Annotated in this window: 19 protein-coding genes; 9 read left to right on the plus strand and 10 right to left on the minus strand. The window is 65.8% G+C overall.

All coding sequences use genetic code 11. The features are described from left to right. Positions 1-57 precede the first annotated feature (57 nt). From DESPIGER_RS06070 to DESPIGER_RS06095, 6 genes are all read left to right on the plus strand, one after another. Positions 58-1,056 (plus strand): D-cysteine desulfhydrase, encoded by a 999-nt coding sequence (locus tag DESPIGER_RS06070; RefSeq protein WP_072334380.1) that lies wholly within the window; start codon positions 58-60, stop codon positions 1,054-1,056. 83 nt (positions 1,057-1,139) lie between these two features. Then, positions 1,140-2,540 carry a Na+/H+ antiporter NhaC family protein gene (locus DESPIGER_RS06075; protein WP_072334383.1) on the plus strand — a complete coding sequence of 467 codons (1,401 nt, stop codon included), beginning with the start codon at positions 1,140-1,142 and terminating at the stop codon, positions 2,538-2,540. 63 nt (positions 2,541-2,603) lie between these two features. Then, positions 2,604-3,845: a hypothetical protein gene (locus DESPIGER_RS06080; RefSeq protein WP_072334386.1), complete on the plus strand. Its 1,242-nt coding sequence runs from the start codon at positions 2,604-2,606 to the stop codon at positions 3,843-3,845. Positions 3,846-4,009: 164 nt separating this feature from the next. After that, positions 4,010-4,891, plus strand: coding sequence for a pyridoxal 5'-phosphate synthase lyase subunit PdxS (gene pdxS, locus DESPIGER_RS06085; protein ID WP_072334371.1), 882 nt, complete (start codon positions 4,010-4,012; stop codon positions 4,889-4,891). Between the two features lies 1 nt (position 4,892). Then, positions 4,893-5,474 (plus strand): pyridoxal 5'-phosphate synthase glutaminase subunit PdxT, encoded by a 582-nt coding sequence (pdxT, locus tag DESPIGER_RS06090; RefSeq protein ID WP_072334373.1) that lies wholly within the window; start codon positions 4,893-4,895, stop codon positions 5,472-5,474. Positions 5,475-5,840: 366 nt separating this feature from the next. Continuing rightward, positions 5,841-6,806, plus strand: a complete 966-nt coding sequence (locus DESPIGER_RS06095; protein WP_072334388.1) for a P1 family peptidase — start codon at positions 5,841-5,843, stop codon at positions 6,804-6,806. Between the two features lie 294 nt (positions 6,807-7,100). On the opposite strand, the gene DESPIGER_RS06100 is transcribed toward DESPIGER_RS06095, so the two are convergent. From DESPIGER_RS06100 to hydG, 3 genes are all read right to left on the minus strand, one after another. Continuing rightward, positions 7,101-8,300 (minus strand): iron-containing alcohol dehydrogenase, encoded by a 1,200-nt coding sequence (locus DESPIGER_RS06100; protein ID WP_072334391.1) that lies wholly within the window; start codon positions 8,298-8,300, stop codon positions 7,101-7,103. A gap of 134 nt (positions 8,301-8,434) precedes the next feature. Further along, positions 8,435-11,464: a hypothetical protein gene (locus DESPIGER_RS06105; RefSeq protein WP_072334394.1), complete on the minus strand. Its 3,030-nt coding sequence runs from the start codon at positions 11,462-11,464 to the stop codon at positions 8,435-8,437. A gap of 148 nt (positions 11,465-11,612) precedes the next feature. Continuing rightward, entirely contained in the window at positions 11,613-13,007 is a 1,395-nt protein-coding gene (gene hydG / locus DESPIGER_RS06110; RefSeq protein ID WP_072334396.1) for a [FeFe] hydrogenase H-cluster radical SAM maturase HydG, read from the minus strand. Positions 13,008-13,352: 345 nt separating this feature from the next. Between hydG and DESPIGER_RS06115 the strand changes: the two genes are divergently transcribed. Next, entirely contained in the window at positions 13,353-14,438 is a 1,086-nt protein-coding gene (locus DESPIGER_RS06115) for a BMP family lipoprotein (RefSeq protein WP_072334399.1), read from the plus strand. 108 nt (positions 14,439-14,546) lie between these two features. Here DESPIGER_RS06115 and DESPIGER_RS06120 read toward each other — a convergent pair whose 3' ends face one another. From DESPIGER_RS06120 to lipB, 3 genes are all read right to left on the minus strand, one after another. After that, positions 14,547-14,951, minus strand: a complete 405-nt coding sequence (locus DESPIGER_RS06120) for a hypothetical protein (protein ID WP_072334402.1) — start codon at positions 14,949-14,951, stop codon at positions 14,547-14,549. Positions 14,952-15,166: 215 nt separating this feature from the next. Then, a complete protein-coding gene (lipA, locus tag DESPIGER_RS06125; RefSeq protein ID WP_072334405.1) occupies positions 15,167-16,102 on the minus strand; it encodes a lipoyl synthase in 936 nt (311 codons plus the stop codon). Then, a complete protein-coding gene (gene lipB / locus DESPIGER_RS06130) occupies positions 16,032-16,691 on the minus strand; it encodes a lipoyl(octanoyl) transferase LipB (protein ID WP_072334408.1) in 660 nt (219 codons plus the stop codon). The genes lipA and lipB overlap by 71 nt, the downstream gene beginning before the upstream one ends. A 244-nt stretch (positions 16,692-16,935) precedes the next feature. Here lipB and DESPIGER_RS06135 point away from each other — a divergent pair, with 244 nt between their 5' ends. Then, positions 16,936-18,138 carry an MFS transporter gene (locus DESPIGER_RS06135; protein ID WP_072334411.1) on the plus strand — a complete coding sequence of 401 codons (1,203 nt, stop codon included), beginning with the start codon at positions 16,936-16,938 and terminating at the stop codon, positions 18,136-18,138. Positions 18,139-18,424: 286 nt separating this feature from the next. Here the strand turns inward: DESPIGER_RS06135 and DESPIGER_RS06140 are convergent, their stop codons facing one another. The 4 genes from DESPIGER_RS06140 to DESPIGER_RS06155 all read right to left on the minus strand — a co-directional run bounded on the left by DESPIGER_RS06140 (position 18,425) and on the right by DESPIGER_RS06155 (position 23,302). After that, positions 18,425-19,510: a bifunctional methionine sulfoxide reductase B/A protein gene (locus tag DESPIGER_RS06140; RefSeq protein ID WP_231927649.1), complete on the minus strand. Its 1,086-nt coding sequence runs from the start codon at positions 19,508-19,510 to the stop codon at positions 18,425-18,427. 216 nt (positions 19,511-19,726) lie between these two features. Then, entirely contained in the window at positions 19,727-20,719 is a 993-nt protein-coding gene (gene galE / locus DESPIGER_RS06145) for a UDP-glucose 4-epimerase GalE (RefSeq protein ID WP_072334414.1), read from the minus strand. A 183-nt stretch (positions 20,720-20,902) separates the two neighbouring features. Next, positions 20,903-21,349 (minus strand): flavodoxin, encoded by a 447-nt coding sequence (locus DESPIGER_RS06150; RefSeq protein WP_072334417.1) that lies wholly within the window; start codon positions 21,347-21,349, stop codon positions 20,903-20,905. 555 nt (positions 21,350-21,904) lie between these two features. Next, positions 21,905-23,302, minus strand: a complete 1,398-nt coding sequence (locus DESPIGER_RS06155; protein WP_231927650.1) for a radical SAM protein — start codon at positions 23,300-23,302, stop codon at positions 21,905-21,907. Positions 23,303-23,457: 155 nt separating this feature from the next. Here DESPIGER_RS06155 and DESPIGER_RS06160 point away from each other — a divergent pair, with 155 nt between their 5' ends. Further along, positions 23,458-23,742 carry a hypothetical protein gene (locus tag DESPIGER_RS06160; protein WP_231927651.1) on the plus strand — a complete coding sequence of 95 codons (285 nt, stop codon included), beginning with the start codon at positions 23,458-23,460 and terminating at the stop codon, positions 23,740-23,742. Positions 23,743-23,772 lie beyond the last annotated feature (30 nt).

Below are 23,772 nucleotides of genomic sequence, written 5' to 3' on the forward strand. Positions count from 1 at the left end.
CCCTGCTGCGGACAAAAATATCATTGCGGGATGCACGCATCATCCCAGGAGGTCCTCATGAATCTTGCCCAGTTCCCCCGTCGCGGTTATGTCACCACCCCCACCCCCATCGAGTATTGTCCCAATTTCTCCAAGGCCCTGGGCGCGGGCATCGATGTCTATATCAAGCGTGACGACATGCTCCCCGGTACCGCCGGCGGCAACAAGACCCGCAAGCTGGACTTCTGCATCGCCGAGGCCCTGCAGAAAGGCTGCGACACGGTCATCACCTGCGGCGCCGTGCAGTCCAACCACTGCCGCCTGACCCTTTCCTGGGCTGTCCATGAAGGCATGGACTGCCATCTGGTGCTGGAAGAACGCGTGAAAGACAGCTACAATCCTGAAGCCTCCGGCAACAACTTCCTGTTCCAGCTGCTGGGCGTCAAGAGCATCACCGTGGTGCCCGGCGGCAGCAACATGATGGAAGCCATGGAAAAAGTGGCTGCCAGGCTGACGGCCGAAGGCAGAAAGCCCTACATCGTCCCCGGCGGTGCTTCCACGCCTCTGGGTGCCCTGGGCTATGTGGGCTGCATGGAAGAGATCATGCACCAGATGTTCGAGATGGGCCTCAACTTCGACCACATGGTCGTGCCCAGCGGCAGCGCCGGTACCCACGCCGGGATCATCGCCGGCATGATCGGCAACAACATCAACATCCCTGTCACCGGCATCGGCGTCAACCGTCCCAAGCCCGTGCAGGAAAATGCCGTGCACACCCTGGCCAACCAGACCCTGGATCTGCTGGGGGTGGAAGCCCGCGTGCCTGCCGAAAAGGTCGTGGCTTTTGACGACTATGTGGGCCCCGGCTACTCCCTGCCCACGGACGCCATGGTCGAAGCCGTCAAGATGCTGGCCGAGACCGAAGGCATCCTGCTGGACCCCGTGTACTCCGGCAAGGCCATGTCCGGCCTGATCGACCTGGCTCGCAAGGGCTATTTCGCCAAGGGCTCCAAGGTGCTGTTCCTGCACACCGGCGGTTCGCCGGCTCTGTACGCCTATCTGCCCTGCTTCCGCTAAAATACGAGGGGGCGTGGCCTGCGGGTCGCGTCCCCTTGCTGCACCCCACCTCCAAACCATCAGCCCGTAGACGTGGAGGGCATATGCCTGAAGAAAAAAGACTCGATATGTATGGCGGTATCCTGGGCGGTGCCGTTCCTCTGGTTGTACTCATCGTCGGCCTCATCTGGCTTTGTCTTGCGGAACGTGGCGGTACCCAGCCGTTCTGGGCCTGTGCCTGGCTGGCTCTTGTCATCGGCCTGTTCTTTGCCCGCAAAAAGGAAGATTACTGCCTTGCCGCCATGCGCGGCATCGGCGATGAAAACGGCATCGTCATCATCACGGCCTGGCTGTTCGCCGGTGTTTTCGGCCAGCTCATGGCTGCCGGCGGTCTGGTGGACGGTCTGCTCTGGATGGGCATGAGCACCGGTGCCCAGGGCAGCATTTTTGTGGGCCTCGTCTTCTTTGCTTCCATGCTGTTCGCCCTGGGGACAGGCACCTCCACCGGTACCTGCATCGCCCTGACGCCCGTGCTCTACCCTGCCGGCTATTTTCTGGGTGCCGACCCGGCCATGCTCGGTCTGGCCATCCTTTCCGGTGCGGCCTTTGGCGACAACCTTTCCCCCATCGCTGATACGACCATCGTTTCCGCCTATACCCAGGGCGCGACCATGAAGGAGGTCGTCCGCAGCCGCTTCCCGCTCTCCATGTCCGCCGCCGTCATGGCCATGGTCATCTTCCTGATCTTCGGCAATGCGGACCAGGCAGCGGCCCTGCCTGATATCCAGAAGGATTTCGACCCCGCCGGCGTGCTGATGCTCCTCGCCCTGGTGGTGGTCGTCGGCTCCGCCATGCTGGGCCGTCACATCATCGAATCCCTGGTCTACGGCAACGTCTGCGCTGCTGTCATCGCCATCCTTACCGGACATATCAAGCCGACGGAGATCTTCGGCATCCCTGCCCAGGCCGGACAGTCCACCGGCTATATCGAAAACGGTATCCTCAGCGTGGTGGGCCCCATCATCTTCGCCATCCTGATCCTTGCCGTGACCCAGATCATGGTGGAATGCGGCATCATGAAGCGCATCCTCGACTTTGCCCACAAATCTCTGGTCAGCACGGTGCGCCAGGCCGAGCTCTTCATCGTGGGCGTCACGGTGCTGGCCTCCATCCCGATCTCGGCCAATGCTCCGGCCGAGCTGCTGGTGGGCCCCTCCATCGTCCGGCCCATGGGCGAACGCTTCAACCTGAGTGCCGCCCGCCGGGCCAATCTCATGGACTGCGCCGTGAGCACCGTTTTTTATATCCTGCCCTGGCATATCGCAGTGGCGACCTGGTACGGTGCCCTGTATAGTGCTGCCCAGAGCTACAATATCCCGGCCCCCGCCCTGAGCACGGCCCTGTACAATCCCTATTCCTGGACCCTGCTCGTGGTGCTGCTGTTCTCCGCCATCACGGGCTGGAACCGCAAGCTGGATATCCCGGCGGCGGCGAACAACGCCTAGCAACCTCCTTGGGTGGTTGTCCGCTCGCCCCTCCGGGTGGACAACCACCATTCCCGCACTGCCATGAAACTTTTTCCCCTCCCTTGCGATCACAAAGCGGATCTGGCCTTTGCCGGACATATCGGTGTCGGGCACGTCAACAGCCACCAGGGCTTCGTCCAGGACGATGCCGCCGGTTTTGCCGCCCTGCTGGCCCTGCTCCTGCGGATATGCCCGCTGGATATGACCGTGACGGCCATCTGTACGGACGGGGACAGGCTGACGGTCTCTCTGGCCTGCGGAGGACAGGGACAGGCTTCCCTGCCCGGCGGTTTTTCTCCCTTTGAAGCGGACCTGCTGCAACGGGGCACGGGCCTCTGCGAGCTTTCCTCGCAGACCCTGGCCACCAGGGTCCTGGGCAGGATCCGCGGCCAGGGCATGGACAAAAGGGGGGCCGTCCTTATCCTGGCCCACGCCCGTGCCCTGCTGGACGCCATCCGCCGGCACTGGCCCGCCGGGGTCCGCCACATCACGGACGACATCCCCGGCAGCTGCGGTGAATTTCTGGGCGGCATGCTTTCTCTCGAGGGAACGGCCTGCGCCTGGATGCTGACGATCAATGCCTCTCCTGACGGCAGCGGACCGGTGGAAGACAGCGAAGGCATCCTGCCTGTGGGCAGCAAGGGGCGGCTCATGCAGGAACTGGGCATGTGCCGTATCCCCTGCATCGTTCTGGAATCCAAGGCATACAGCCCCGGCGACAGCGACGGCCTTGCGGCCAGCCGCCCCTGGATCCGCTGGAACCAGGACAGCGACAATCCCACCGTAGGCTGGTGTCTGGTACAGGCCGCCCGGCAATGCCATGCCCGGGCCGTCGTCAATGACAGGGCCTATCCCCGCCGTCCCGGTGAGCTTGACCGGGCGTCCCAGGCCCTGGGAGGAAAGATTTCCAAGCTGGGACAAGACTACGCCAGGGCCCGGACCTCCGCCCAAAAAGTCGCTCTGGCGGCTGCCCTCGCCGACATCCTGGAGCAGGAGATCGGCGGCACCTCTTTCATGAGCCAGGCTGTCCATGCCACAGCCGCCGGTGGCGGCCTCTGGCCGGGACAGGCTGCCATGCTCTCATTACTCGCCAGCCGGGAAGAATACAGATCGCTGAAAATGCTGATCACCACCCGGCAGGAACTTGAGCTGCTGGCCGACATCGCTCTGACGGCGGCCGTCCTGCTCCGTGAGCGACTGTCCGAAGCAGCGGCCTTTATCCGGGCGCGCACCCCCCAGCCGGAACCCGAGCGCCTTCTGTCTGAACTTTGCCTGCCCGCATAGCCTGCAGCCGGTCGTTGCCTGTGGATGACCGGCATATCCCCCCCTTCGATATATGCATCCATAAAAGGCCACGGGCAGGCGGCTCTTCTGTTCCCAGCGGTGGACAGAAGGGCCTTTTTCCCCTTCCGCTGCATGTCCCGCTGTATGGACAAAGGAGTTTTTTCATGGAACAGGGCACCATTCGCCTGAAGACCGGTCTTGCAGAAATGCTCAAGGGCGGCGTCATCATGGACGTGACCACCCCCGAACAGGCGAAGATCGCCGAAGAAGCCGGCGCCTGCGCCGTCATGGCCCTTGAACGCGTCCCGGCCGACATCCGCGCCGCCGGCGGCATCGCCCGCATGGCCGACCCCACCATCGTCAAGCGCATCATGGAAGTGGTGAGCATCCCCGTCATGGCCAAGGCCCGCATCGGCCATTTCGTGGAGGCCCGCATCCTTGAGGCCCTGGGCGTGGACTACATCGACGAGAGCGAAGTGCTGACCCCCGCCGATGACCGGTATCATATCGACAAGCGCGACTTCACCGTGCCCTTCGTCTGCGGCTGCCGCAACCTGGGCGAGGCCCTGCGCCGCATCGCCGAAGGCGCGGCCATGATCCGCACCAAGGGCGAGCCCGGCACCGGCAACGTGGTGGAAGCCGTGCGCCATTGCCGCCAGGTCATGGACGAGATCCGCGTGCTCTGCTCCCTGCCCGAGGCCGAAGTGCCCAATTTCGCCAAGGAAAACGGCGCTCCCCTGGAAGTCTGCCTGGCCGTGCGCAAGGAAGGCCGCCTGCCTGTGGTGAACTTTGCCGCCGGCGGCATCGCCACCCCCGCCGACGCCGCCATGATGATGCATCTGGGCTGCGACGGCGTGTTCGTGGGCTCCGGCATCTTCAAGTCCGGCGATCCGGCCAAGCGTGCCCGCGCCATCGTGCAGGCCGTGACCAACTACAAGGACTATGCCCTGCTGGCCGAGATCTCCCGCGACCTGGGCGAAGCCATGGTGGGCATCGACATCTCCACCATCCCGCCGGCCGAACGCATGCAGGAGCGGGGCTGGTAGCATGGCCCGTATCGGAGTCCTGGCCCTGCAGGGGGCCTTCCGCGAACATGCCGCGGCACTGCGCCGTCTGGGCGCCGATGTCCGCGAAGTACGCCAGCTCAAGGACATGGAAGGCCTTGAGGGCATGGTCATCCCCGGCGGCGAAAGCACCACCATCGGCAAGCTGCTGGTGGAATGGGACATGCTGGAACCGCTGCGCCGGCGCATCCTGGACGGCATGCCCGTCTACGGCAGCTGCGCGGGCCTGATCCTGCTCTGCAAGGAGATCGAAGGCTCCGGCCAGCCGCGCCTGGGCGTGCTGGACGCCACCGTGCGCCGCAACGCCTTCGGCCGTCAGGTGGACAGCTTCGAGACCGACCTGCACATCGACGGTCTGGCCGGCGGGCCCCTGCGGGCCGTGTTCATCCGCGCGCCGCTCATCAGCCGCGTGGGCGAGGACGTGCAGGTGCTGGCCCGTCTGGACGCCGACCGCGGCGAACGCATCGTGGCCGTGCGCCAGGGCCATGTGCTGGCCACCTCCTTCCACCCCGAACTGACCCCGGACCTGCGCCTGCACCGGTACTTCCTGGACATGCTGGCCTGATCCGCGGCACTTGCCGTCACACAACGGGCCCCGCGCCGGACATTCGCTGTTCCGCGCGGGGCTTTCCGTCTTCATGCTCCGACGGACGGCGGCAGCAGGGCTCCCGTCGCCTTTCCCTTCAAGACGCTCCGGCCCGTCGCCTGACGCTGCATCACGGCGCTCCTTCCCCGGGCGGCATCCGGCGCACGCCCCACCGGGCGGGGCTTGCCCTCCCCGGCCCTGCCCGGCACCAGCGCAGGGCGGCCTGCGGGGAACGCTCCCCCAGCGGGGGGCTTTCCTTTTCCGCGCGAACATGCAAGATTCGTCCCACGGCCCCCGACGCACGGCCGCACGGGCACGGCCGCACCCGCCGACACAGGAGCTCCCATGACCAATACCACCCTGACCGCCATCGACGGCCTGCTGGCAGGCCATGCCACGGACGAACGGAACCATACCGGCTGCACCGCCATCCTTTGCCCGCAGGGCTTCACCCCGGGCATCGCCGTGCCGGGCTTCGCGCCGGGCTGCCGCGAGACGGAGCTCATGCGGCCCGAAGCCCAGGTGGACACCGTGCACGGCCTGCTGCTGGCCGGGGGCAGCGCCTTCGGCCTGGCCGCCGCCGACGGTGTCATGCGCTTTTTGCGCGAACAGGGGCACGGTTTTGCCATGCCCCACGGCGTCATCCCCATCGTCCCGGGGGCCGTCATCTACGATCTGGACATGAATGCCCGGCCGGGCGTGCTGCCCGATGCGGCCATGGGCTATGCCGCGGCCCGGGCGGCTTCTGCGGCGCCGCTGGCCGAAGGGGCCGTGGGAGCGGCCTGCGGGGCCCGCTGCGGTCGCCTGTTCTGCCTTTGCCGGGATGCCGCGGGCAGGCCGCTGGACCTTTCGGACAAGAGCGGCCTGGGCAGCCTGTGCCTGGAGCGGCAGGGCATACGAGTGGCGGCCCTGGTGGTCCTCAACGCGCTGGGCAATGTCTATGACGCCCAGGGGCGCTTCCTGGCCGGGGGACGCTACGCCGACGGCACGCCCGTGCCCCATGACCGGGCCCTGGACGCGCTGGCCGGAGACGTCCCCACCGGCAACACCGTGCTCACCGTGGTGGCCACCAATGTCCCCCTGGACAAGACCCGGTGCAGCCGACTGGCCCGCATGGCCGCCACCGGGCTGGCCCGGCACATCGTCCCCGCGCACATGCTCTTCGACGGTGACATCGTGTTCGCGCTGGCCAGCAAACAGCCCCTGCCCGACGGGCACGGCCCCTGGAACGAGCTTTTGCTGGGGGCCCTGGCCGCCGATGCCGTGGCAGGAGCCGTCTGCCGTGCCGCCCGGCCGGCGATGTTCGCGTAAGGCCGCATCACGGGGGAGACCTTTCCGGGCAAAGGGCCCTCCTTCCCTGCCCTCCGCGTTTTCCCGGCATGTTTTTCTGAAGAACTGCCGAGACAAGACAACGTTCCCCGCAGAAAAACAGACCGGGCCCGGATCATCACCAGCAGCCTGAAGCGTATCCTGCGAAGTATCGAAGCCGCCTGCCATGCGGGTGGCTTTTCGTTTCGCGCCGTGACGCCCAGCAGGCTGGAGCCCAAAACACAAAAAGGCCCCCGGTTTCCCGGGGGCCTCCATTATGCAGCTATGCAGCGAGGACTACAGGGCGGCCTTGTAGATGGCGGCCACGGCGGCGTCGCTCATGATGCGCGGGTTGGTCAGACCGCAGGCGTCCTTCTGGGCGTTGGCGGTCATGGTGGGGATGTCTTCTTCCTTCACTTCCTTGCCGTACTTCTTGCCCAGGGCGATCAGGCCTTCCGGGATGCCCACGTCCTTGGACAGGATGCGGATGGCCTTGATGGCAGCCTGCGAAGCGTCGGTGGGGCTCAGGCCGTCCACGCGTTCGCCCAGCAGCTTGGCGATGCGGCCAAAGCGGCGGCGGCTGGAGATCAGGTTGTACTCGCACACATGGGGCAGCAGGATGGCGTTGCATTCGCCGTGCGGCAGGTCATAGAAGCCGCCCAGCTGGTGAGCCATGGCGTGCACGTGGCCCAGGCTGGCGTTGTTGAAGGCCATACCGGCCAGGTACTGGGCATAGCACATGCCTTCGCGGGCTTCCATGTCCTTGCCGTTGGCAACGGCGCGGCGCAGATAGCGGTTGATGTATTCCATGGCCTTTTCGGCACAGGCGTCGGTCATGGGAGTGGCAGCGGTGGAAACATAGGCTTCCACGGCGTGGGTCAGGGCGTCCATACCGGTAGCGGCGGTCAGGGACGGCGGCATGCCCATCATCAGGACCGGGTCGTCGATGGCGACGCTGGGGGTGCAGCGCCAGTCGACGATGGCCATCTTCACCTTGCGGGAGGTGTCGGTGATGATGCAGAAACGGGTCATTTCAGAGGCGGTGCCGGCGGTGGTGTTCACGGCCACATAGGGCGGGAAGGGCTTGCTGGATTTGTCCACGCCTTCGTAGTCGTGGATCTTGCCGCCGTTGCTGACCACAAAGCCGACGCCCTTGCCGCAGTCATGCGAGGAACCGCCGCCCAGGGTGATCAGGCTGTCGCAGCCGTTGCTCTTGTAGGCTTCGGTAGCTTCCGCAACGTTGTTGTCCGTGGGGTTGGGCACGGTCTTGTCGTACACGGCATACTGCATGCCGGCGGCGTCAAGGATATCGGTGATCTGCTTCAGGATGCCCACGGCCACGATACCCTGGTCGGTGACGATCAGGGGTTTCTTGCCACCGAGGCTCTTCAGGCGATCGGGGATCTGGGTAGAGCAGTTCTGGCCGACCAGAGTCACGGTGGGGATGAAGAAGGACGTAATCTGGCCCATATGCATGCTCTTGACATCCGTGCTCATTGTGCAACTCCTTGGTTTGGGCATCTGAACGGTCTGGATCCCCGCTCAGGCCCGGTTTGGAAACGTTTGTGGATGTACTGGAATCAACATACGCGACCAGCCCCGTCATGGCAATAAGATTTTATAAAATGGATTCAACTTTTTTTGTCCTCCCCGAACAGGACCGGACAGGCCGGGGCTTCGCGGGGCTTGGAGAGTATGCAGATGCGGGCCATGAGGCGCAGGTATTCCTTGCGCCTGTCGAGGAAGAAGGCCAACGGCTTTGAAAAATTTCGTCCCAGCAGACCGTCCACCAAAAACTGGCTCACCTCCCGTTCCCGCATCAGCACCAGCTGGGCGCTGAGCAACACGGCCCTGTCGGCCTCGGCCATGGAGCGCACCTTGTGGCGGAAGGCCTCCTGGGCACGCGGCTGGTAGAACCAGAAGTACATCAGGTCCAGGGCGCAGATGATGAGGATGCGCTCCAGGCGCTGGGCCTCTTCGCCGCCGCGTCCGCGCAGGCCGCCGGGACGGGCCAGGCAGATCAGGGCGTCCTCGCGGGGGAAGAGCAGCTCCAGCTGCGTATAGCAGTCGAAGATGCGCTTGATGGTGCTTTCATAGTCCCAGCGGCGCATGCGCAGGTTCACCTGGCTGTCGGCGTAGCCTTCGATGATGGCGGCCACGGTGTCCGAGGCCATCTTGGAGATGACGGCCGCACTGGGCACCAGGTACAGATGGGGATCGGCGATGCCCCAGAACAGCAGCAGGTGGAAGAGGATGAAGTCATACAGGGACGAGACCGGGATGGCCAGGGCGCTGCGGAACAGGTTGCCGATGGCCGCCTCGCGGGGGAAGCCCCTGTAGACGTTGTGCGCGAATATATAGAAACCGTTGACGATGTTCAGCACGGTAAAGACCAGCACGGGCTGTTCCGCCACGGTCACGCCGAAGCAGTCCTCCAGAAGCCAGACACGGATCATCACCTCCAGCAGCAGCACCGAGATGCCCGTATACATGAGCGAGTCGCAGATGCGCTTGACGCTGACGTGCTCCCGCCAGTGGGTCAGGGTGCTGCGCTTGGCCCCGCGGGCGGCCATGACCATCTGGACCACGTTGCGCACGCCGGTGATGCCGAACCAGATGAAGGTGCCGAACCAGGCCAGGAACCACCAGTCCTGCGTATAGATGAAGGAGACGAAGGCCGGGATGAAGCCCAGCAGCACCTTGAGGCAGTTGCTCAGGCTGCTGTTGAGATACCGGCCGCCGGGCCTTGCCTCCTCCCCCTGCGGCGCATCGGTCAGGCCGTTGCCCTGGAAGGGGCTCAGGCCGCCGAGGTTGACCATGTTGCCCTTGTTGCTGACACGGCAGTCCTCACTGGCAGCCCGCCAGACGCGGCGCCGCTCCATGCCCAGATGGCCGCAGCCCGGCAAAAAACGGAAATGGGCCAGCAGGGCCTGCCCGGGCGAGGGGTTCTCCGGCTCGTTGTAGCGGATCTGCTCTTCCACCGGTGAATAGATGGGGATGGCGGACTGCTGGCTGCCCGCCTTCTTCATGGACGCCAGGGCCCGGCGCGGCAGGGTCTCGCGGATGGCCAGGCCCATGCCGTACGAACGCGAGCGGCTGGCCGAATTGCTGCCCAGGCGCGACTTGAGGGGCTCGTGGCGGTACGCGGCCCAGAGCTTGGGGATGTCGCGCAGGATGGCATGGAATTTTTCCAGGCGCTCTTCGTCGCCCACCACCTCCATCTGCCGGATCATCTGGCGCACCATCTGCTTCATGCGCGGGGCAAGCCCCTGGTTGAGCACGCGCTGCAATTCGTTGATGGCCGCGATATTGTTGAGGTGCCCTTCCACCCAGCTCTTCATGTTGAAGAGCTCCAGATGGGTGATGCGCCCCTCGCAGTCCCAGAGCAGCTCCACCACGTCCTCCACGCTCAGGCCCTCGGTGCCCAGGATCAGGCGGTTGCCCGTGGCAAGGCCGCTGAGATAGGCGGAAAGCGCCTGGGCGCTCATGCGCATCAGTTCCGGCAGGCTGTCGCAGGCGCCCGGCCGTTCCGTATTGGGGATGCGCGGGTTGCGGCCCGGGTCCAGCCACAGGGCCTGCACGTCGTCGGGCCCCAGATTGTCCAGGCGCTGCAGTTCCTCCCGGGCCTCGGGGTCATCGGGACGGGCCCGCAGGATCTCGGCCCGGGCCTGAAGGCTGGGCTGGATGTGCTTGTGCAGGTATTCGGCCAGGCGCAGCAGGGAGGCATGGCCGCGCCCCACGAAATCGAGGAACTCCTCCAGCCCCATGGGCGCCACGGACACGCCCCAGAGCTTTTCCAGGCGGGGGCGCTCGTCCTCGTTCCAGACCTCCAGGGTGTGCAGGGCCACCTCGCGCCGCCAGTGCAGCACCTCGCGCCCCTTTTCCAGCATCTCCCGCATCTGCGGGCTGCGCAAAAAGTCCAGGAAGCCCTTGCCCGAACTGAAACCGCGCGGCATCCAGACCAGGTTCACGAAGCGGTCATAGAAGGGCACGCTGAATTCCAGGCCGATGCGCACGGAGATGCCCACGATGCCCGAGGCATGGATGACCTCGGTGGCGGCCTCCAGATCCACGCTGTTGTCATAGACCACCGTGATGGAGCGCAGGCCCTTGATCCAGGCGTCCATGATGAGGTGGGTGGGCGTTTTGCGGCCCTTGGTGTTCACGTCATAGACATGGTCATCGAAGGCCAGCTGGTTCCAGGCCTCGGGCATCTCGGGCAGATGGTAGCGCGCCAGCATGCGGCGCACCACGCGCGGCGTGCCCAGGGCGGTGCTGCGGAAGTCGTGGGCCAGCATGAGCTGGCGGGTCTCGTCGCCGTGGGCGCGCACCATGTCCTTCATGATCTGCATGAGCGCACGGGCGGTATTGCGGCGCAGGGCCGAATGGGCGCTGGTCAGCACCTCGTCGTACAGGGTCTGCAGGGCCAGCAGACGGTCACGCGAACCGCCGACCTCCAGATTGCGCAGCAGGTTGATGACGGCATAGGCCATGCGGGAGGCCGGAGAGGTGACCAGCTCCTTGATGCCGTGGGGATGCAGCTCGGGGTTGAAGAGATTGTCCCGCGAGGGCACGTTGGGCGCCTCAAGGATGCGGTTGACCAGGACGAGTATGTCCCTGTCCTGCCTGTCAAAAAAAATACGGTCAGTGAGTCTTGCCACAGCGTCTTCCTTTTTTCCCTGCCTGCTGCCCGATGCGGGAAAAGCAGGATAACGGAACTATGCCAATAAAAATGAAAAACCGCCACCGCCTGCCTTGTGGCAGCCGGTGGCGGCGGTTTCGCTGAAGAACGGCCCTGGCCGCTGCCTGTCAGATGAATTCGTCCATGCGGCCCGACTTGACCTTCTGCAACAGGCGTTCTGCCGCGCCCCGCTCCACCTCGCTCATCTGCGGGAGCTTGCGGGCGATGAGGCGTTCGCCCACTGCGCGGGTGTAGGGCGTGGCATAATTGATGAGGAACTCCTCGAAGGAGGCGATGGAGTTGGGGCCGCACTGGCTGCGCATGCCGCACTCGTGCACCATGCCCATGAAGTCCGCGCCGCTGCGGCCCAGACGGGGACAGGCGGTACAGAACGAGGGCAGGTGCTCGGCTTCTTCCATGAGGAAGCGCACCACCTCGTCCAGGTGGGTGTCTTCGCCCAGCGGGAAGGGGATGCCTTCGGGCCCGGGCTTTTCGCTCCAGGTCTCGTAGGCGCTGCCCACGCTGCCCGTGAACACCTGGGAGACACCCCGGCTGCAGGCATCGCGCCACAGGCCGGAGGGTTCGCGCGTGGTGACCACGATGCCCGCAGGCGGAACGGCCAGGCGCATGATGGCCACACAGCGCAGGAACTCGTCGTCCGAAAGCGGATGCGGGGGCACGAACAGGCTGCCCGGCGCGGGACGCAGACGGAACATGCTGATGGTGTGGCCGCCGGCGCCGAACAGGCGGTTGAGATGGGCCACATGCAGCATCAGGGCCAGCACATCGAACTGCCAGGGGGAAAGCCCCAGCAGCAGGCCGAGGCCCACGTCGCGCACACCGGCGCCCAGGGCCACTTCAGGGGCGTTGAGGCGCTTTTCGTAATGGCTCTTGGGCCCGGCCACATGGGCGGCCTTGTAGTAATCGGGATGGTAGGTATCCTGATAGATCAGGACGTTGCCCACATCGGCATCCAGCAGCACGCTGTACTGGTCGGCGCTCAGGGGCCCCACGTTGACGTTGACGCGGCGGACCTCGCCGTGGCCGTCGAACACGGTGTACAGGATGCTGATGGCTTCGGCCAGGTACTCCACATCGGCATTGGGCAGCTGGCCGGAGACCAGCACGATGCGCTTGTGCCCCTGGCGGATCAGCTTGCCGGCGGCCTCGCGCATCTCGGGCGAGGTCATGTACTTGCGCTGGATGAGCGTATTGCTCTTGCGGTTGGCGCAGTAAAGGCATTCACTGCCGCAATGGTTGGAGATGTGCAGCGGAGCGGTCAGCACGATACGGTCACCATAGACCTTCTGTTTGACCGCATCCGCCGTTTTCATCATCAGGGCAACGTCTTCAGGATCCGTCACCCGCATGAGAGCGGTCGCCTCCTGGATGGTCAGTGACTTCAGAGCCAGAGATTTGTCCAGAATATCCCGGAGCTCCGCCTTGTCCGGTGCAGCCGTACGACTGAGCGCGTTTTCGATGAACCGGGTGTCAAGCCATGCAGGCAGCTCGTATGCAGACATAACGTATCCTTCCAAGCAATGTCCCAAGGAGTTGCATCCCGCCCCTGCGCAACCCATACGCAGGGACGAAACACGCGTACACGTTTCCTGACCAGGACACTTAGCACAAGTTTCACAGCTTGCCTAGTTCTTTTTTTCACAGAAAAATGCCGCAACGCATGACAAAACGGCAAAAAATGATATGACATTTTTCATGTCAATTTTTTTAGCATTAAAAAACAATAGGTTAAAAAATATGAAATTTTTAGTATATAAATTGTTCAGCTGCTCAACATTTCTCCCGCAGCCCTGCCGGAGCCTTGTGGCCCCTCCGTCCTCCTGCTAGTATGCCGCCGGGAGTCTGCCATGAAAAAATGCATTGATATCACCTGCCTGCTGCTGGCGTCCATCCTGTTGTCCGTCGTGTGCCTGTCCGCCGCCCCGGCCGCGCCGTCCGGCGGGGCTTCCGGCCTGCGTGTGGCCCTGCTGCTGGAGGACGCAGCCCCCGACCAGGGCTGGAACGACCTTCTGCGCCAGGGCCTGGAACAGGCCCGGAAGGAGCTCGGGGTCCGTACCGCCGTGGTGGTGGCCCCGCCCCGGGGCGGCAACGGCCTTTCCCAGGAGGCCATCTTCCAGGCTGCCGCCCGGCAGGCCGACCTGGTCCTGCTCTCCGGGGCCCGGCTGCACGAGATCCTGCGCGACAATGCCGCCAACTTCCGGCAGACGAAGTTCGGCTGCATCGATACGGGCATACGCGCCGCCAACATCATGAGCGTGACCTTTGCCGACGAGCAGGCCGCCTTCCTGGCCGGTGCCCTGCTCTCCCAGCTGCACCGGCACGGCCTGCTGCCCGCCTCCGGGGCACGCGGCAGCGGCGATGAGCTGACCCTCGGCTGGCTGGCCGGAGAAGACGACCCGCAGCTGAAGTCCATGCTCAACGGTTTCGTGGAGGGGGTCCGGCTGGAAAGCCCCGGCGCGCGCGTCATCAACGGCGTGGCGGGCAGCTACAGCTCCCCTGAGGCCGGCCGGGCCAAGGCGGAAGAACTGCTGGGGCTGGACATCAATGCCCTGGCCGTGCTGGCCGGGCGTTCGGGACTGGGCGCCGTGGAAGCGGCCGTGGCCGCAGGCAGGCCCGTGGTGGGCGCGGACAGGGACCAGCAGGCCCTGGCCCCCGGGCTGATGCTGACCAGCATCGTCAAGCGGGCCGACCGCGCCGTGTTCGAGATCGTCAAAGCCACGGCCCAGGGCGCTTTTGCCGGGAACGAGATCATCACCTATGACCTGGCCAACGGCGGCGTGGACATCGTCCCGCCGCAGGTCTGGGCCCGTCATGCCGGGGTGCGCCTGCCCGCCGCCATCGAGCGCCGTCTTGCCGAACTGCGCCTGGAGCTGACGCGCGGCGGCATCCGCCTGCCCTCCCTGCGCGACAGGACGCTCTGCAACTGCCGCTAGCGGGATGCCGTCATCCGGCCCGAAAGCCGCCGGGCCGGCCGGAAAGGCCACCGCCGGACCGGCATGCCCTGGCCGTGCCCTCCTGTGCCCGCCACAACGGCACACGGATCAGAAACGCAGCGTGAAGCGGGGGACATCCCCCCGGACCTCCACCTTGACGAAGTCCGCCTGCCGGCCATGCGCCGGACGGGCATCCCCTTCCAGCTCGAAGACGTCCCGTACCACCCAGAAGAGGTGCTTCTCGCCCGGCAGCTCCACGGAGGCGCCGCCGTCCATCTCCACATGCAGGTAGAACACGGGCTCCCAGGTCTCCAGGCTCACGGTCCGCCTGCTGTGGGGGCCGAAGTTCACCCAGCCCCTGGTGACCCACACCCCGTCCGCACGCAGATAGCGCAGGGCCAGGCTCCCGCCCAGGGCCTGGCTGTTGTCGATATGGATCTCCAGGGCCGCGGCCGGAAGGGCCCAGCCCAGCAGGAACAGCATCACCAGGCTGATCCGCAGCATCTTTCCCATGACATGCCTCCTTGTGCGTTCCCCACATCATCGTCCCTGCAGGGCCCTGCGCCTCGTGCCGCCCTGCCCTGCAGGCCGGATCCCCTGCCGCCGGACAGGGATGCCGCCCTCCCGGTCCCCCGTTGACGTGCCCCGTCCTGTCCGCGGGCAGGGAGCCGCACCAGGGTCCGCCTGTCCGGGAAGGCCGCCGCAGCGGGACGGACCGGGCAGAGCCCTCAGGCGGGGCGGCACGCAGCGTCGCCGGATGCCGCCGGGCCGGGGAGCCGTCGCTGCCCGGCAAGGGCCGCATGGACCTGCTCCGCATTGTAGCTGCTGCGCACCAGCGGCGCGGAGAACACGAAGGGGATGCCCAGCTCCCGCCCCTTGCGGGCGTATGCCGCGAACATGTCGGGATGCACATAGCGCTCCACCTGCGGGTGACGGCGCGACGGCCGCATGTACTGGCCGATGGTCACGATGTCGCACCCGACAGCGGCCAGATCTTCCAGCACGCCGCAGACCTCCCCGTCGGTCTCGCCCAGGCCCACCATCAGGCCGCTCTTGCAGACGTGCCCGCCTTCCCGCACCCGCCGCAGCAGCTCCAGGCTCTGGGCATAGTCCGCCTGCGGCCGGATGCGGGCATAGTGGGCGGGCGGGGTCTCCACATTGTGGTTGATGATATGGGGCACGGCAGCCATGACCGTGCGCAGGGCCGCCTCGTCGCCCCGGAAATCCGGGATCAGGACCTCGATGGTGGGACAGGGGCGGTTGCTCCGGCGGATGGCCTCGATGGTGGCCGCGAAATGCGCCGCGCCGCCGTCGGGCAGGTCGTCGCGCGTCACGGAGGTCACCACGGCATGGCGCAGCCCCAGGGCCGCCGTGGCCCTGCCCACGCGGGCGGGCTCGTCCGGGTCAGGCTCGCGGACCGCGCCGTTGCCGATATTGCAGAAGGCGCACCCGCGGGTGCAGGTATCGCCAAGGATGAGGAACGTGGCGGTCTTGCGGGAATAGCATTCGAAAATGTTCGGGCACCGGGCGCTCCGGCAGACCGTGTGCAGCTCCATGTCCCGGACCAGCGCGCCCGTGGCGGCATAGGCCGGGCTACAGGGCAGCTTCACGCGCAGCCACGGGGGGATGCGCAATGAGGGCCTGGAATTCTCGGACACAGACATCTTTGACCTCCTGGAGGGAAAGGGCATCGTCGCCCCGCTCACGGCAAAGGGACGTGGCCCGGGCATCGGCAAGGCCGCACAGGGTTATGGCATCGAAAAGCGAAAGGTCGCGCCCCACATTGAGCGCGAAGCCGTGGAAGGTCACCCAGCGGCGCACCCCGAGCCCCAGGGAACACAGCTTGCGGTGCCCTATCCAGACCCCGGGGCGGCCGGGCCAGCGGGCGGCCTGTACCCGGAAGGCGGCCGCCGTGCGGATGACGGTCTCTTCCAGCAGGTGGACGAAGCCATGCAGGCCGCCGGTCCGTCTGCCGATGCGAAAGATGGGATAGACCACCAGCTGCCCGGGGAAATGGCAGGTGATGTTGCCGCCCCGCTCCGTCTGCACGACATCGACGCCCCGGCGGGCCAGCTCTTCCCGGCTGCAGTGCAGGTTCTCCTCGCCGCCGTGCCGCCCGAAGGTGATGACGGGCGGGTGCTCCACCAGCAGCAGCGTATCCTCCGCGCCCCGGAGGACCGCCTCATGCCGGGCATGCTGGACAGCCAGCGCCTCCCGGTAGGGCATCCTGCCCAGATCGATGATGCATGTCATGGTCCGTACCCGGTCATATCCATGTGTTGCGCATGCGCCTGTCATCGTTGCCGATCTCCACAGCCAGGCCTCCATTCTTCCCCGTTTTTGCCGTCCGCTGTCAACGGCCTGGGGCCGGTCTCGGGCAAAAAATTTTTTTCACACCCCGCCAGCCCCTTTTCAAGGCGCACGAAAGTGCCTACAGGTTGTGTGTGCGCTCAAACAGTATCACGGGAGCGTACCAGCGTCCTCTGGAGGAGACGTCATGGAACTGACCATCGCCACCGCCCGCCTTTCCGCGGCCCGCATCCTGCCGCATACCCCCCGGGCCTTCTACCGTACCGCCATCAATGCCTTTTTCTTCGTCATGGGCATGGTCTTTGCTTCCTGGGCCGTCCGCATCCCGGACATCAAGGCCGCCCTGCACATGAACGACGCGGCCCTGGGCAGCGTCCTGCTGGCCTCCCCGCTGGGCGAGATGCTCTCCATCGTGCCCACGGCCTGGCTCATAGCCCGCTTCCGCAGCCGCCGCGTCATCATGCTGGGGCTGGTGCTCATGCCCTGCGCCCTGCTCTGCCTGGCCCTGGCCGGCAGCCCGCACTGGCTGGCCGCGGCCCTGCTGGGCTTCGGCTTTGCCAACAACATGCTCAACATCTCCCTCAATGCCCAGGCCGTGGGCGTGGAGACCCTCTACGGCCGCAGCATCATGGCCACCTTCCACGGCATGTGGAGCCTGGGCGGGGTGGCCGGCTGCATCATCGGCTCCATCGTGGCGCCGCTGGGCGTGGCGCCCCTGCCCCACTTTGCCGCCATCCTCGTCATCACGCTGGTGACCCTGTGCTGCCTGCGCACCTGGACCATGCCCCGGGAAGTGCGCATCGGCGCCGCTGCGCCCGAAAGCGGGAAGCGTTCCTTCCGTCCCGACCTCTATCTGGCGCTGCTCGGCTGCATCGCCCTGGGCAGCATGGCCACGGAAGGCGCCATGTATGACTGGAGCTCCGTCTATTTCGCCCAGGTGGTCCAGCCGGGCGAAAGCCTCATCCGCGCCGGATACCTGGCCTGCATGTGCGCCATGGTCACGGGCCGCCTGCTGGCCGACGGCCTGGTGAACCGCTTCGGGGTCACGCCCGTGCTCCAGCTGAGCGGCCTCTCCATCGCCGCCGGTCTGAGCCTGGCCCTGCTCTGGCCCGATCTGCTGCCCGCCACGGCGGGGCTGGCCCTGGTGGGCTTCGGCATGGCCTCCGTGGTGCCGCTCTGCTACAGCCTGGCGGGCAAGTCCACGCGCGTGCCGCCCAGCGTGGCCATCTCGCTGGTCTCGTCCCTCAGCTTCCTGGGCTTCCTGGGCTGCCCGCCCATGGTGGGTTTCCTTTCCCACCAGTTCGACCTGCGCTGGGCCCTGTCGCCCATCGTGGTGGTGGGCGTGGCCATCTTCTGCCTGGCGCCTCTGGTCCGGCGCATCAGGGCCTGAGGGCAGGAAAGCCCTTTTCCGGGAAGAAGGCCCCTCGGGTCTCCTGTCCAGCCCGCGGCTTTCTGCGGCACGACGGGCACGGGCCGGCGGCAGGCCCAGCGCCTGCAAAAAAGGGGGCCGTCCCTCCGCCCCCCTTCCCCCGGAACGCTCAAGGAGGATCCGGCATCCCCGCGGAAAAATGACACAACGCCTTTTTCCTGCGCTCCTGAAAGACACAAAAAAGCAGACACACCGTCGCGGCGTGCCTGCTTTTTTATTTTAGCGTGTTTACGGATACGAGCTTTCCCTAGCGCGGGCTGCCGTCAGCACGACGCTCGAAGCGGGGCACGGCCAGATGGCAGCCGCCCCGGCCCGTGCGGCGGGCAAAGTCCTGATGGTAGGCCTCGGCCTCGTAGAAGGCCCCGGCCTTTTCCAGACGGGTCACCACGTCATAGCCCAGGCCGCGCAGCTCATCCATGAGCTTCTGGGCGGTCCGCTTCTGGGACTCGTCCAGCCAGAAGACGGCGGAACGGTACTGGCTGCCCACGTCCGGCCCCTGCCTGTCCAGCTGGGTGGGATCGTGGACCTCGAAAAAGCGGCGCACGACGGCCTCATAGCTGATCTTTTCGGGATCGAAGCGCACCAGCACGGCTTCGGCATGTCCGGTATCGCCCCGGCAGACATCCTCATAGGAAGGCCGGTCGGTATGGCCGCCCGTGTAGCCGGAACGCACGTCCACCACACCGGGGAGCCTGCTCAGGGCATCTTCCACGCCCCAGAAACATCCGCCCGCCAGCACGGCCACCTGCGTATGGCGCACCTGTTCGTACAGGGCCAGGCCCAGCTTTTCCTTGTCGCTGCCCGCGGGCGCGAAACGCATGGACAGGGAATTGACGCAATGGCGGGTGTTCTTGGCCGTCAGGCCCTCGCCCTCAAACACATGCCCCAGATGCGCGCCGCAGTGATCGCAAACGATCTCCACCCGGCGGCCGTCGGCATCGGGCTGGCGGCGCACCATGCCCGGCAGGGCATCGTCGAAGGCAGGCCAGCCGCACCCGGAATCGAACTTGTCCGACGAACGGTACAGGGCCACGCCGCACTGGCGGCACAGATAGGTCCCGGCGGCCGTATTTTTTTCGTATTCACCGGACCACGGGGCTTCCGTGGCCTTGCGGAGGATGATGTCCGCCTCGCGGGGCGTCAGGGGCGGCACGGCGGCATCGCCGCGGGCAATGATTCGGAAACCGCTGTCATTCATGGGGGCTTTCTCCCGTAAGGGGTCGAAGGTGGGGCGGGAAAATTCCGCTGCTACGGCGCCGGTCCCGGAAACGGCGAGGACCAGCGCCAGGATGAAAAAGGAAAAGGCGCGTCGCGCGCAGGGATAGCCGTACATGGCACCTCCTTATCAATATAAATTACCAATAAGAAGATAGCGATGCCTCCGGGGAAAAGCAAGCCCGGGCACGGACACAAAAAAAGGGAGGCATAAGCCTCCCCGGGTGACATGGTGCCTTTTTCCGGCAGACGAGCCTGTCTTTGCCTCCCCCTGCGGCAGATCCTCCGCCCCAGGAGCGGCGCCCGGACGGCGCCCCGGCAATGCCGGCGCGGCTTACTGCCGCTCGCCGTAGCCGTGCGGGTGTTCCCGGTGCCAGCGCCAGGCCGATTCGATGATGGCCTCCACGCCCAGCCGGGGCTGCCAGCCCAGCACCTGTTGCGCCTTGCGGGCGGAAGCCACAAGCCGGGCCGGATCGCCCGCGCGCCGCTGCCCCATGACCACGGGGATGGCATGACCGGTCACCTTGCGGGCGCAGTCCACGATCTGGCGCACGGAAAAGCCCTGCCCGTTGCCCAGGTTGCAGATGAGGTCGTCACCGCCGCGCTGCAGATGGTCCAGGGCCTTCACATGGGCGTCCACCAGGTCGGTGACGGCGATGTAATCGCGGATGCAGGTCCCGTCGGGCGTGGCGTAATCGTCACCGAAGATGGTGATATGCGGCCGCCGGCCCAGCGGTACTTGCAGGACCAGGGGGATGAGATGGCTCTCGGGGCTGTGGTCCTCGCCGATGCTGCCGTCGGCCAGGGCCCCGGCCACATTGAAATAGCGCAGGGAGACGTAACGGATGCCGTGGGCCGCCGAGACCCAGCGCATCATGGCTTCCATCATCAGCTTGCTGTGCCCGTAAGGATTGGTGGGCCGGGTGGGGGCATCCTCGCTGACGGGCACGCTGTCGGGTTCGCCGTAGACCGCCGCCGAGGACGAGAAGACGATGCGGCCCACGCCATGACGGACCATGGCCTCCAGCAGGCTCTGCATGCCGCCCACGTTGTTGTTGAAATACTTGAGGGGCTTGACCATGCTCTCGCCCACCTGGGAATCGGCGGCGAAGTGCATGACGCCGTCGATGCGGAAGCGGCGGAAGATGCCGTCCAGACAGGCGGCATCGCGGATGTCGCCCCGCACGAAGGCAGCCTTGCCCGCCACGGCGGCGGCATGGCCCGTCTGGAGATTGTCCACCACCACGACTTCCTGCCCGGCCGCCGCCAGGGCATGGACCGCGTGGGAACCGATATAGCCCGCACCGCCGCAAACAAGGATCGCCATACAGACCTCCACAGCAAAGATGATGATGGCGGCACGCTACGATGTTTGCCTCCCGCTGGCAAGGCCCGGGATGCCGGGGACCGCGAAGGCGACGGGGCGGACATGAAAAAAGCGCGGAGTCCATGGCCAGACTCCGCGCAAGGCACAGGACGCGCCCCGGCGAAGGCCGGGGTCCTTTTGCGGCTACAATGCTGCCAGAACAGCGGCCGCAAATTCCTGCACGGCATCAGGGGCATCGCTGGCCGTGCCGTCCACTTTCAGCCCCTCGGCCACGATCCGCGCCCCCAGATCCTTGCCCCTGGCCTCGATGGCGTCCACCGCACCGCAAAAATGCGTGTAGGAACTGTCGCCGGAGGCAAACGCCGCCAGCCTGACGCCCGAAAGGCCCATGCCTTCCATGTTTTCATAAAGAGGGATGAAATCGTCCTGCAGCTCCAGCTCGTCATCGCCCCAGGCGGAGCAGCCCAGCAGCACGGCATCATAGCCTTTGGCCAGACCGGCGGCATCCACGTCGGCGGCGTTTTTCAGCGTGACCTCATGGCCGGCGGCGGCGATGATCTCTTCCAGTTTCTGGGCGATGCCCTCGGTATTGCCGGTGCTGGAACCAAAAACGATCAGGACTTTGCTCATGACAACTCCCTGGCGGCACGGCCGCCGTTGGATGTTTAGAAAAAGAAATTCAATTTCAAAAAGAAGCTATAAAAGAACAGGACGCACGTCAAGCGAAAGACCGTCTTTCGATGAAAACTCTTTATATCCAACCAGAAACATTAGCTTTCCACCCCAAAAATATCCAACAGGGGACCAGCGCACGGCTGCGCCTTCCATCTGTATCCGCCGTGCGTGTGTCTGCCCTCTCCTGCCCTTGCGTCCCGCATCCCACGGCCGGGTCGCCCTTCTCGTGGATCGCGCCCTGCGCCCTGCACGACTCCCGCACGGCAACATGTCCGACAACCGCCGTCCCCACATGCTCCCGGGCAGCCCCGGCCTCTTCCAGACACAGGGGGCGCCGTACAGCATCCCCCTTTCCCGGTCACGGGACAAAATCACTCCCCGCAAGCCGAAGACGGGGACCTGCCATCCGTGCCAGAGCAAAAGTTTTACGGAGAGAGGGGGCCCGGAGGAGGGGGACGCTTTTCCAAAAGCGCCCTCCTCTCCCGGAAAACAAGCCCCCCTCCGCAAAAACTACTCTTCCGCTTCCGTGTCCGCCTCTCCGGCGGCATCTTCCGAAGCGGGCCCGGCCAGGGGCGCGTCAGCCACGGAGAGGTCAGGCATCCGCCACTGTCCGGGCAGGGGGGCCGTGAGCTCGGCCTTCTCGCCCACATAGGGATTGAAGTAGCCGAAGCGCAGCCAGGGGCAGAGCTTTTTCAGGCGCTTCATGAACAGGCTGAGGCCCATGACGGGACCGTGGTCGATGCCGCGCATGAGGCCCAGATACCATTCGGGGTCGATGTTGAGGTTGCGCCACTGGATCATGCTCACGCCGTTCTCGCCCACCAGGCGGGCCAGGGCTTCCAGCTCGCCCTCGCTGTCGGTGACGCCGGGGAAGAAGAGCAGGTTCAGCGAGACCCAGAGGCCGTTCTGCCGGGCCACGGCGATGGAGCGGCGCACGTCGTCGAAGCTGTAGCCGTGGGGCCGGTAATAGCGCTCGTAGACGTCGGGGCGGGCGCTGTTGAGGCTGACGCGGATGCTGGAGAGGCCCGCCCTGGCCAGACGCTCCACGGCCTCGGTGCGGGAGGCATTGGTATTGCAGTTGACCGTGCCCGCACCGCCCCGGCTGCGGAACAGGCGCACGCTCTCCACCAGCAGGTCGGGATTCATGAGGGGGTCGCCCTCACAACCCTGGCCGAAGGAATAGATGGGCGTCTTCGTCTCGCGGCTGGCATGGAAGCTCATGACCTCCGCCAGTTCTTCGGGGGTGGGCGTGAAGGTCAGGCGGCACTGGGGCGTCACGTTGATGGGCGAATCCTTGTCCTGCTCGGAGATGCAGCCCACACAGCGGGCATTGCAGGTGCGCGAGCTGGGCAGGGGCGCCTCGAAGCGGCCCAGGGCGAAGTTGCGGGCCGCCGGGCAGTCGTACTTCATGACGCAGTCTTCGAGGATGTGGCCCACCAGCCGGTTCCCGGGGAACCGGCGCAGCAGGGCGCGCACGTTCTTTTCGATGCGGGAACGCGGGATGTGACGGAACTCCTGGCGCTGGTCGGCATCCACCTTGCGGGCGCAGATGTAGAAGCGTCCCCTGGCGAAACCCACGGCGCCGTAGGCGAACAGGGGCAGCAGGGGGGCGTCGGCATCGCTGGTGTAGGCCGGATGGGCGGAGAGCGTATGGGCCGGAGCGGCAAAGGCGGCCACGGCCAGATCCTCGGTGCGCTCTATCTCGCCGGTCCCGGGATTCAGGCCCACGGCCCGGCGGCCGGGCAGGAGGAAGAGCTCGCTCTCCTCGGGCAGGGGCATGAGTTCGTCAGGGCGGGGCGTGCCCCATTCCTCGCCGCGGCGGCAGACCATGAGCAGGTCGGGATCATCGTAGATATTGCCCTGGGCATCGGCCATGACCATGTGCGGTTCGATCTTCGCTGTTGCCATTTTCCTTCCTTGCGGCATCTTGCCCTGCCGCGTCCGAATGTATATAAGCGGAGCTGCGGCCAGCCCCGGAAACATGGGCACGACGGCCGCCAGAATATCCGCGAGGCCGCCCCATGTTTTCCCTGATGCTCTTTATTTTTCTTTGTTTTCTCGGCATGCTTGCCGTACAGTTCTACATGCTGCGCAGCCAGGAACGCCTGAACCGCGCCCTGCGCGACGAGCACGCCCAGATGCGTGTGCTGCTGCGCGCCATGGAATCCCGCCTGGATGCCCTGGGCTGCCCTGCCCCCAAACTGGCCGAAACCGCCGTGCAGGCCACGCCCGCGGCACAGGACCCCCTGCTGCATCTGAGCTTCGATGCGCCTGCAGCCAGGAGGGCCGCGCCCCGCACGCCGGTGGTGGACCCGGGCCTGGACCTGCACATGGACAGCGGCCGCTAGGCCTGCGGCCCGTTTTGCCCGGAAACGGGC

The organism is Desulfovibrio piger, from assembly GCF_900116045.1.
Lineage (GTDB): Bacteria > Desulfobacterota > Desulfovibrionia > Desulfovibrionales > Desulfovibrionaceae > Desulfovibrio > Desulfovibrio piger_A.

What these genes read in the sequence shown, in the direction of transcription:
- DESPIGER_RS06150 (WP_072334417.1), bottom strand. Translation starts at nt 21,349, where the DNA reads ATGAGCAAAGTCCTGATCGTTTTTGGTTCCAGCACCGGCAATACCGAG.
- DESPIGER_RS06120 (WP_072334402.1), bottom strand. Translation starts at nt 14,951, where the DNA reads ATGGGAAAGATGCTGCGGATCAGCCTGGTGATGCTGTTCCTGCTGGGC.
- lipB (WP_072334408.1), bottom strand. Translation starts at nt 16,691, where the DNA reads ATGACATGCATCATCGATCTGGGCAGGATGCCCTACCGGGAGGCGCTG.
- DESPIGER_RS06135 (WP_072334411.1), top strand. Translation starts at nt 16,936, where the DNA reads ATGGAACTGACCATCGCCACCGCCCGCCTTTCCGCGGCCCGCATCCTG.
- galE (WP_072334414.1), bottom strand. Translation starts at nt 20,719, where the DNA reads ATGGCGATCCTTGTTTGCGGCGGTGCGGGCTATATCGGTTCCCACGCG.
- DESPIGER_RS06095 (WP_072334388.1), top strand. Translation starts at nt 5,841, where the DNA reads ATGACCAATACCACCCTGACCGCCATCGACGGCCTGCTGGCAGGCCAT.
- DESPIGER_RS06070 (WP_072334380.1), top strand. Translation starts at nt 58, where the DNA reads ATGAATCTTGCCCAGTTCCCCCGTCGCGGTTATGTCACCACCCCCACC.
- DESPIGER_RS06100 (WP_072334391.1), bottom strand. Translation starts at nt 8,300, where the DNA reads ATGAGCACGGATGTCAAGAGCATGCATATGGGCCAGATTACGTCCTTC.
- DESPIGER_RS06155 (WP_231927650.1), bottom strand. Translation starts at nt 23,302, where the DNA reads ATGGCAACAGCGAAGATCGAACCGCACATGGTCATGGCCGATGCCCAG.
- pdxS (WP_072334371.1), top strand. Translation starts at nt 4,010, where the DNA reads ATGGAACAGGGCACCATTCGCCTGAAGACCGGTCTTGCAGAAATGCTC.
- lipA (WP_072334405.1), bottom strand. Translation starts at nt 16,102, where the DNA reads ATGTCTGTGTCCGAGAATTCCAGGCCCTCATTGCGCATCCCCCCGTGG.
- DESPIGER_RS06115 (WP_072334399.1), top strand. Translation starts at nt 13,353, where the DNA reads ATGAAAAAATGCATTGATATCACCTGCCTGCTGCTGGCGTCCATCCTG.
- DESPIGER_RS06160 (WP_231927651.1), top strand. Translation starts at nt 23,458, where the DNA reads ATGCTTGCCGTACAGTTCTACATGCTGCGCAGCCAGGAACGCCTGAAC.
- hydG (WP_072334396.1), bottom strand. Translation starts at nt 13,007, where the DNA reads ATGTCTGCATACGAGCTGCCTGCATGGCTTGACACCCGGTTCATCGAA.
- DESPIGER_RS06075 (WP_072334383.1), top strand. Translation starts at nt 1,140, where the DNA reads ATGCCTGAAGAAAAAAGACTCGATATGTATGGCGGTATCCTGGGCGGT.
- DESPIGER_RS06140 (WP_231927649.1), bottom strand. Translation starts at nt 19,510, where the DNA reads ATGTACGGCTATCCCTGCGCGCGACGCGCCTTTTCCTTTTTCATCCTG.
- DESPIGER_RS06080 (WP_072334386.1), top strand. Translation starts at nt 2,604, where the DNA reads ATGAAACTTTTTCCCCTCCCTTGCGATCACAAAGCGGATCTGGCCTTT.
- pdxT (WP_072334373.1), top strand. Translation starts at nt 4,893, where the DNA reads ATGGCCCGTATCGGAGTCCTGGCCCTGCAGGGGGCCTTCCGCGAACAT.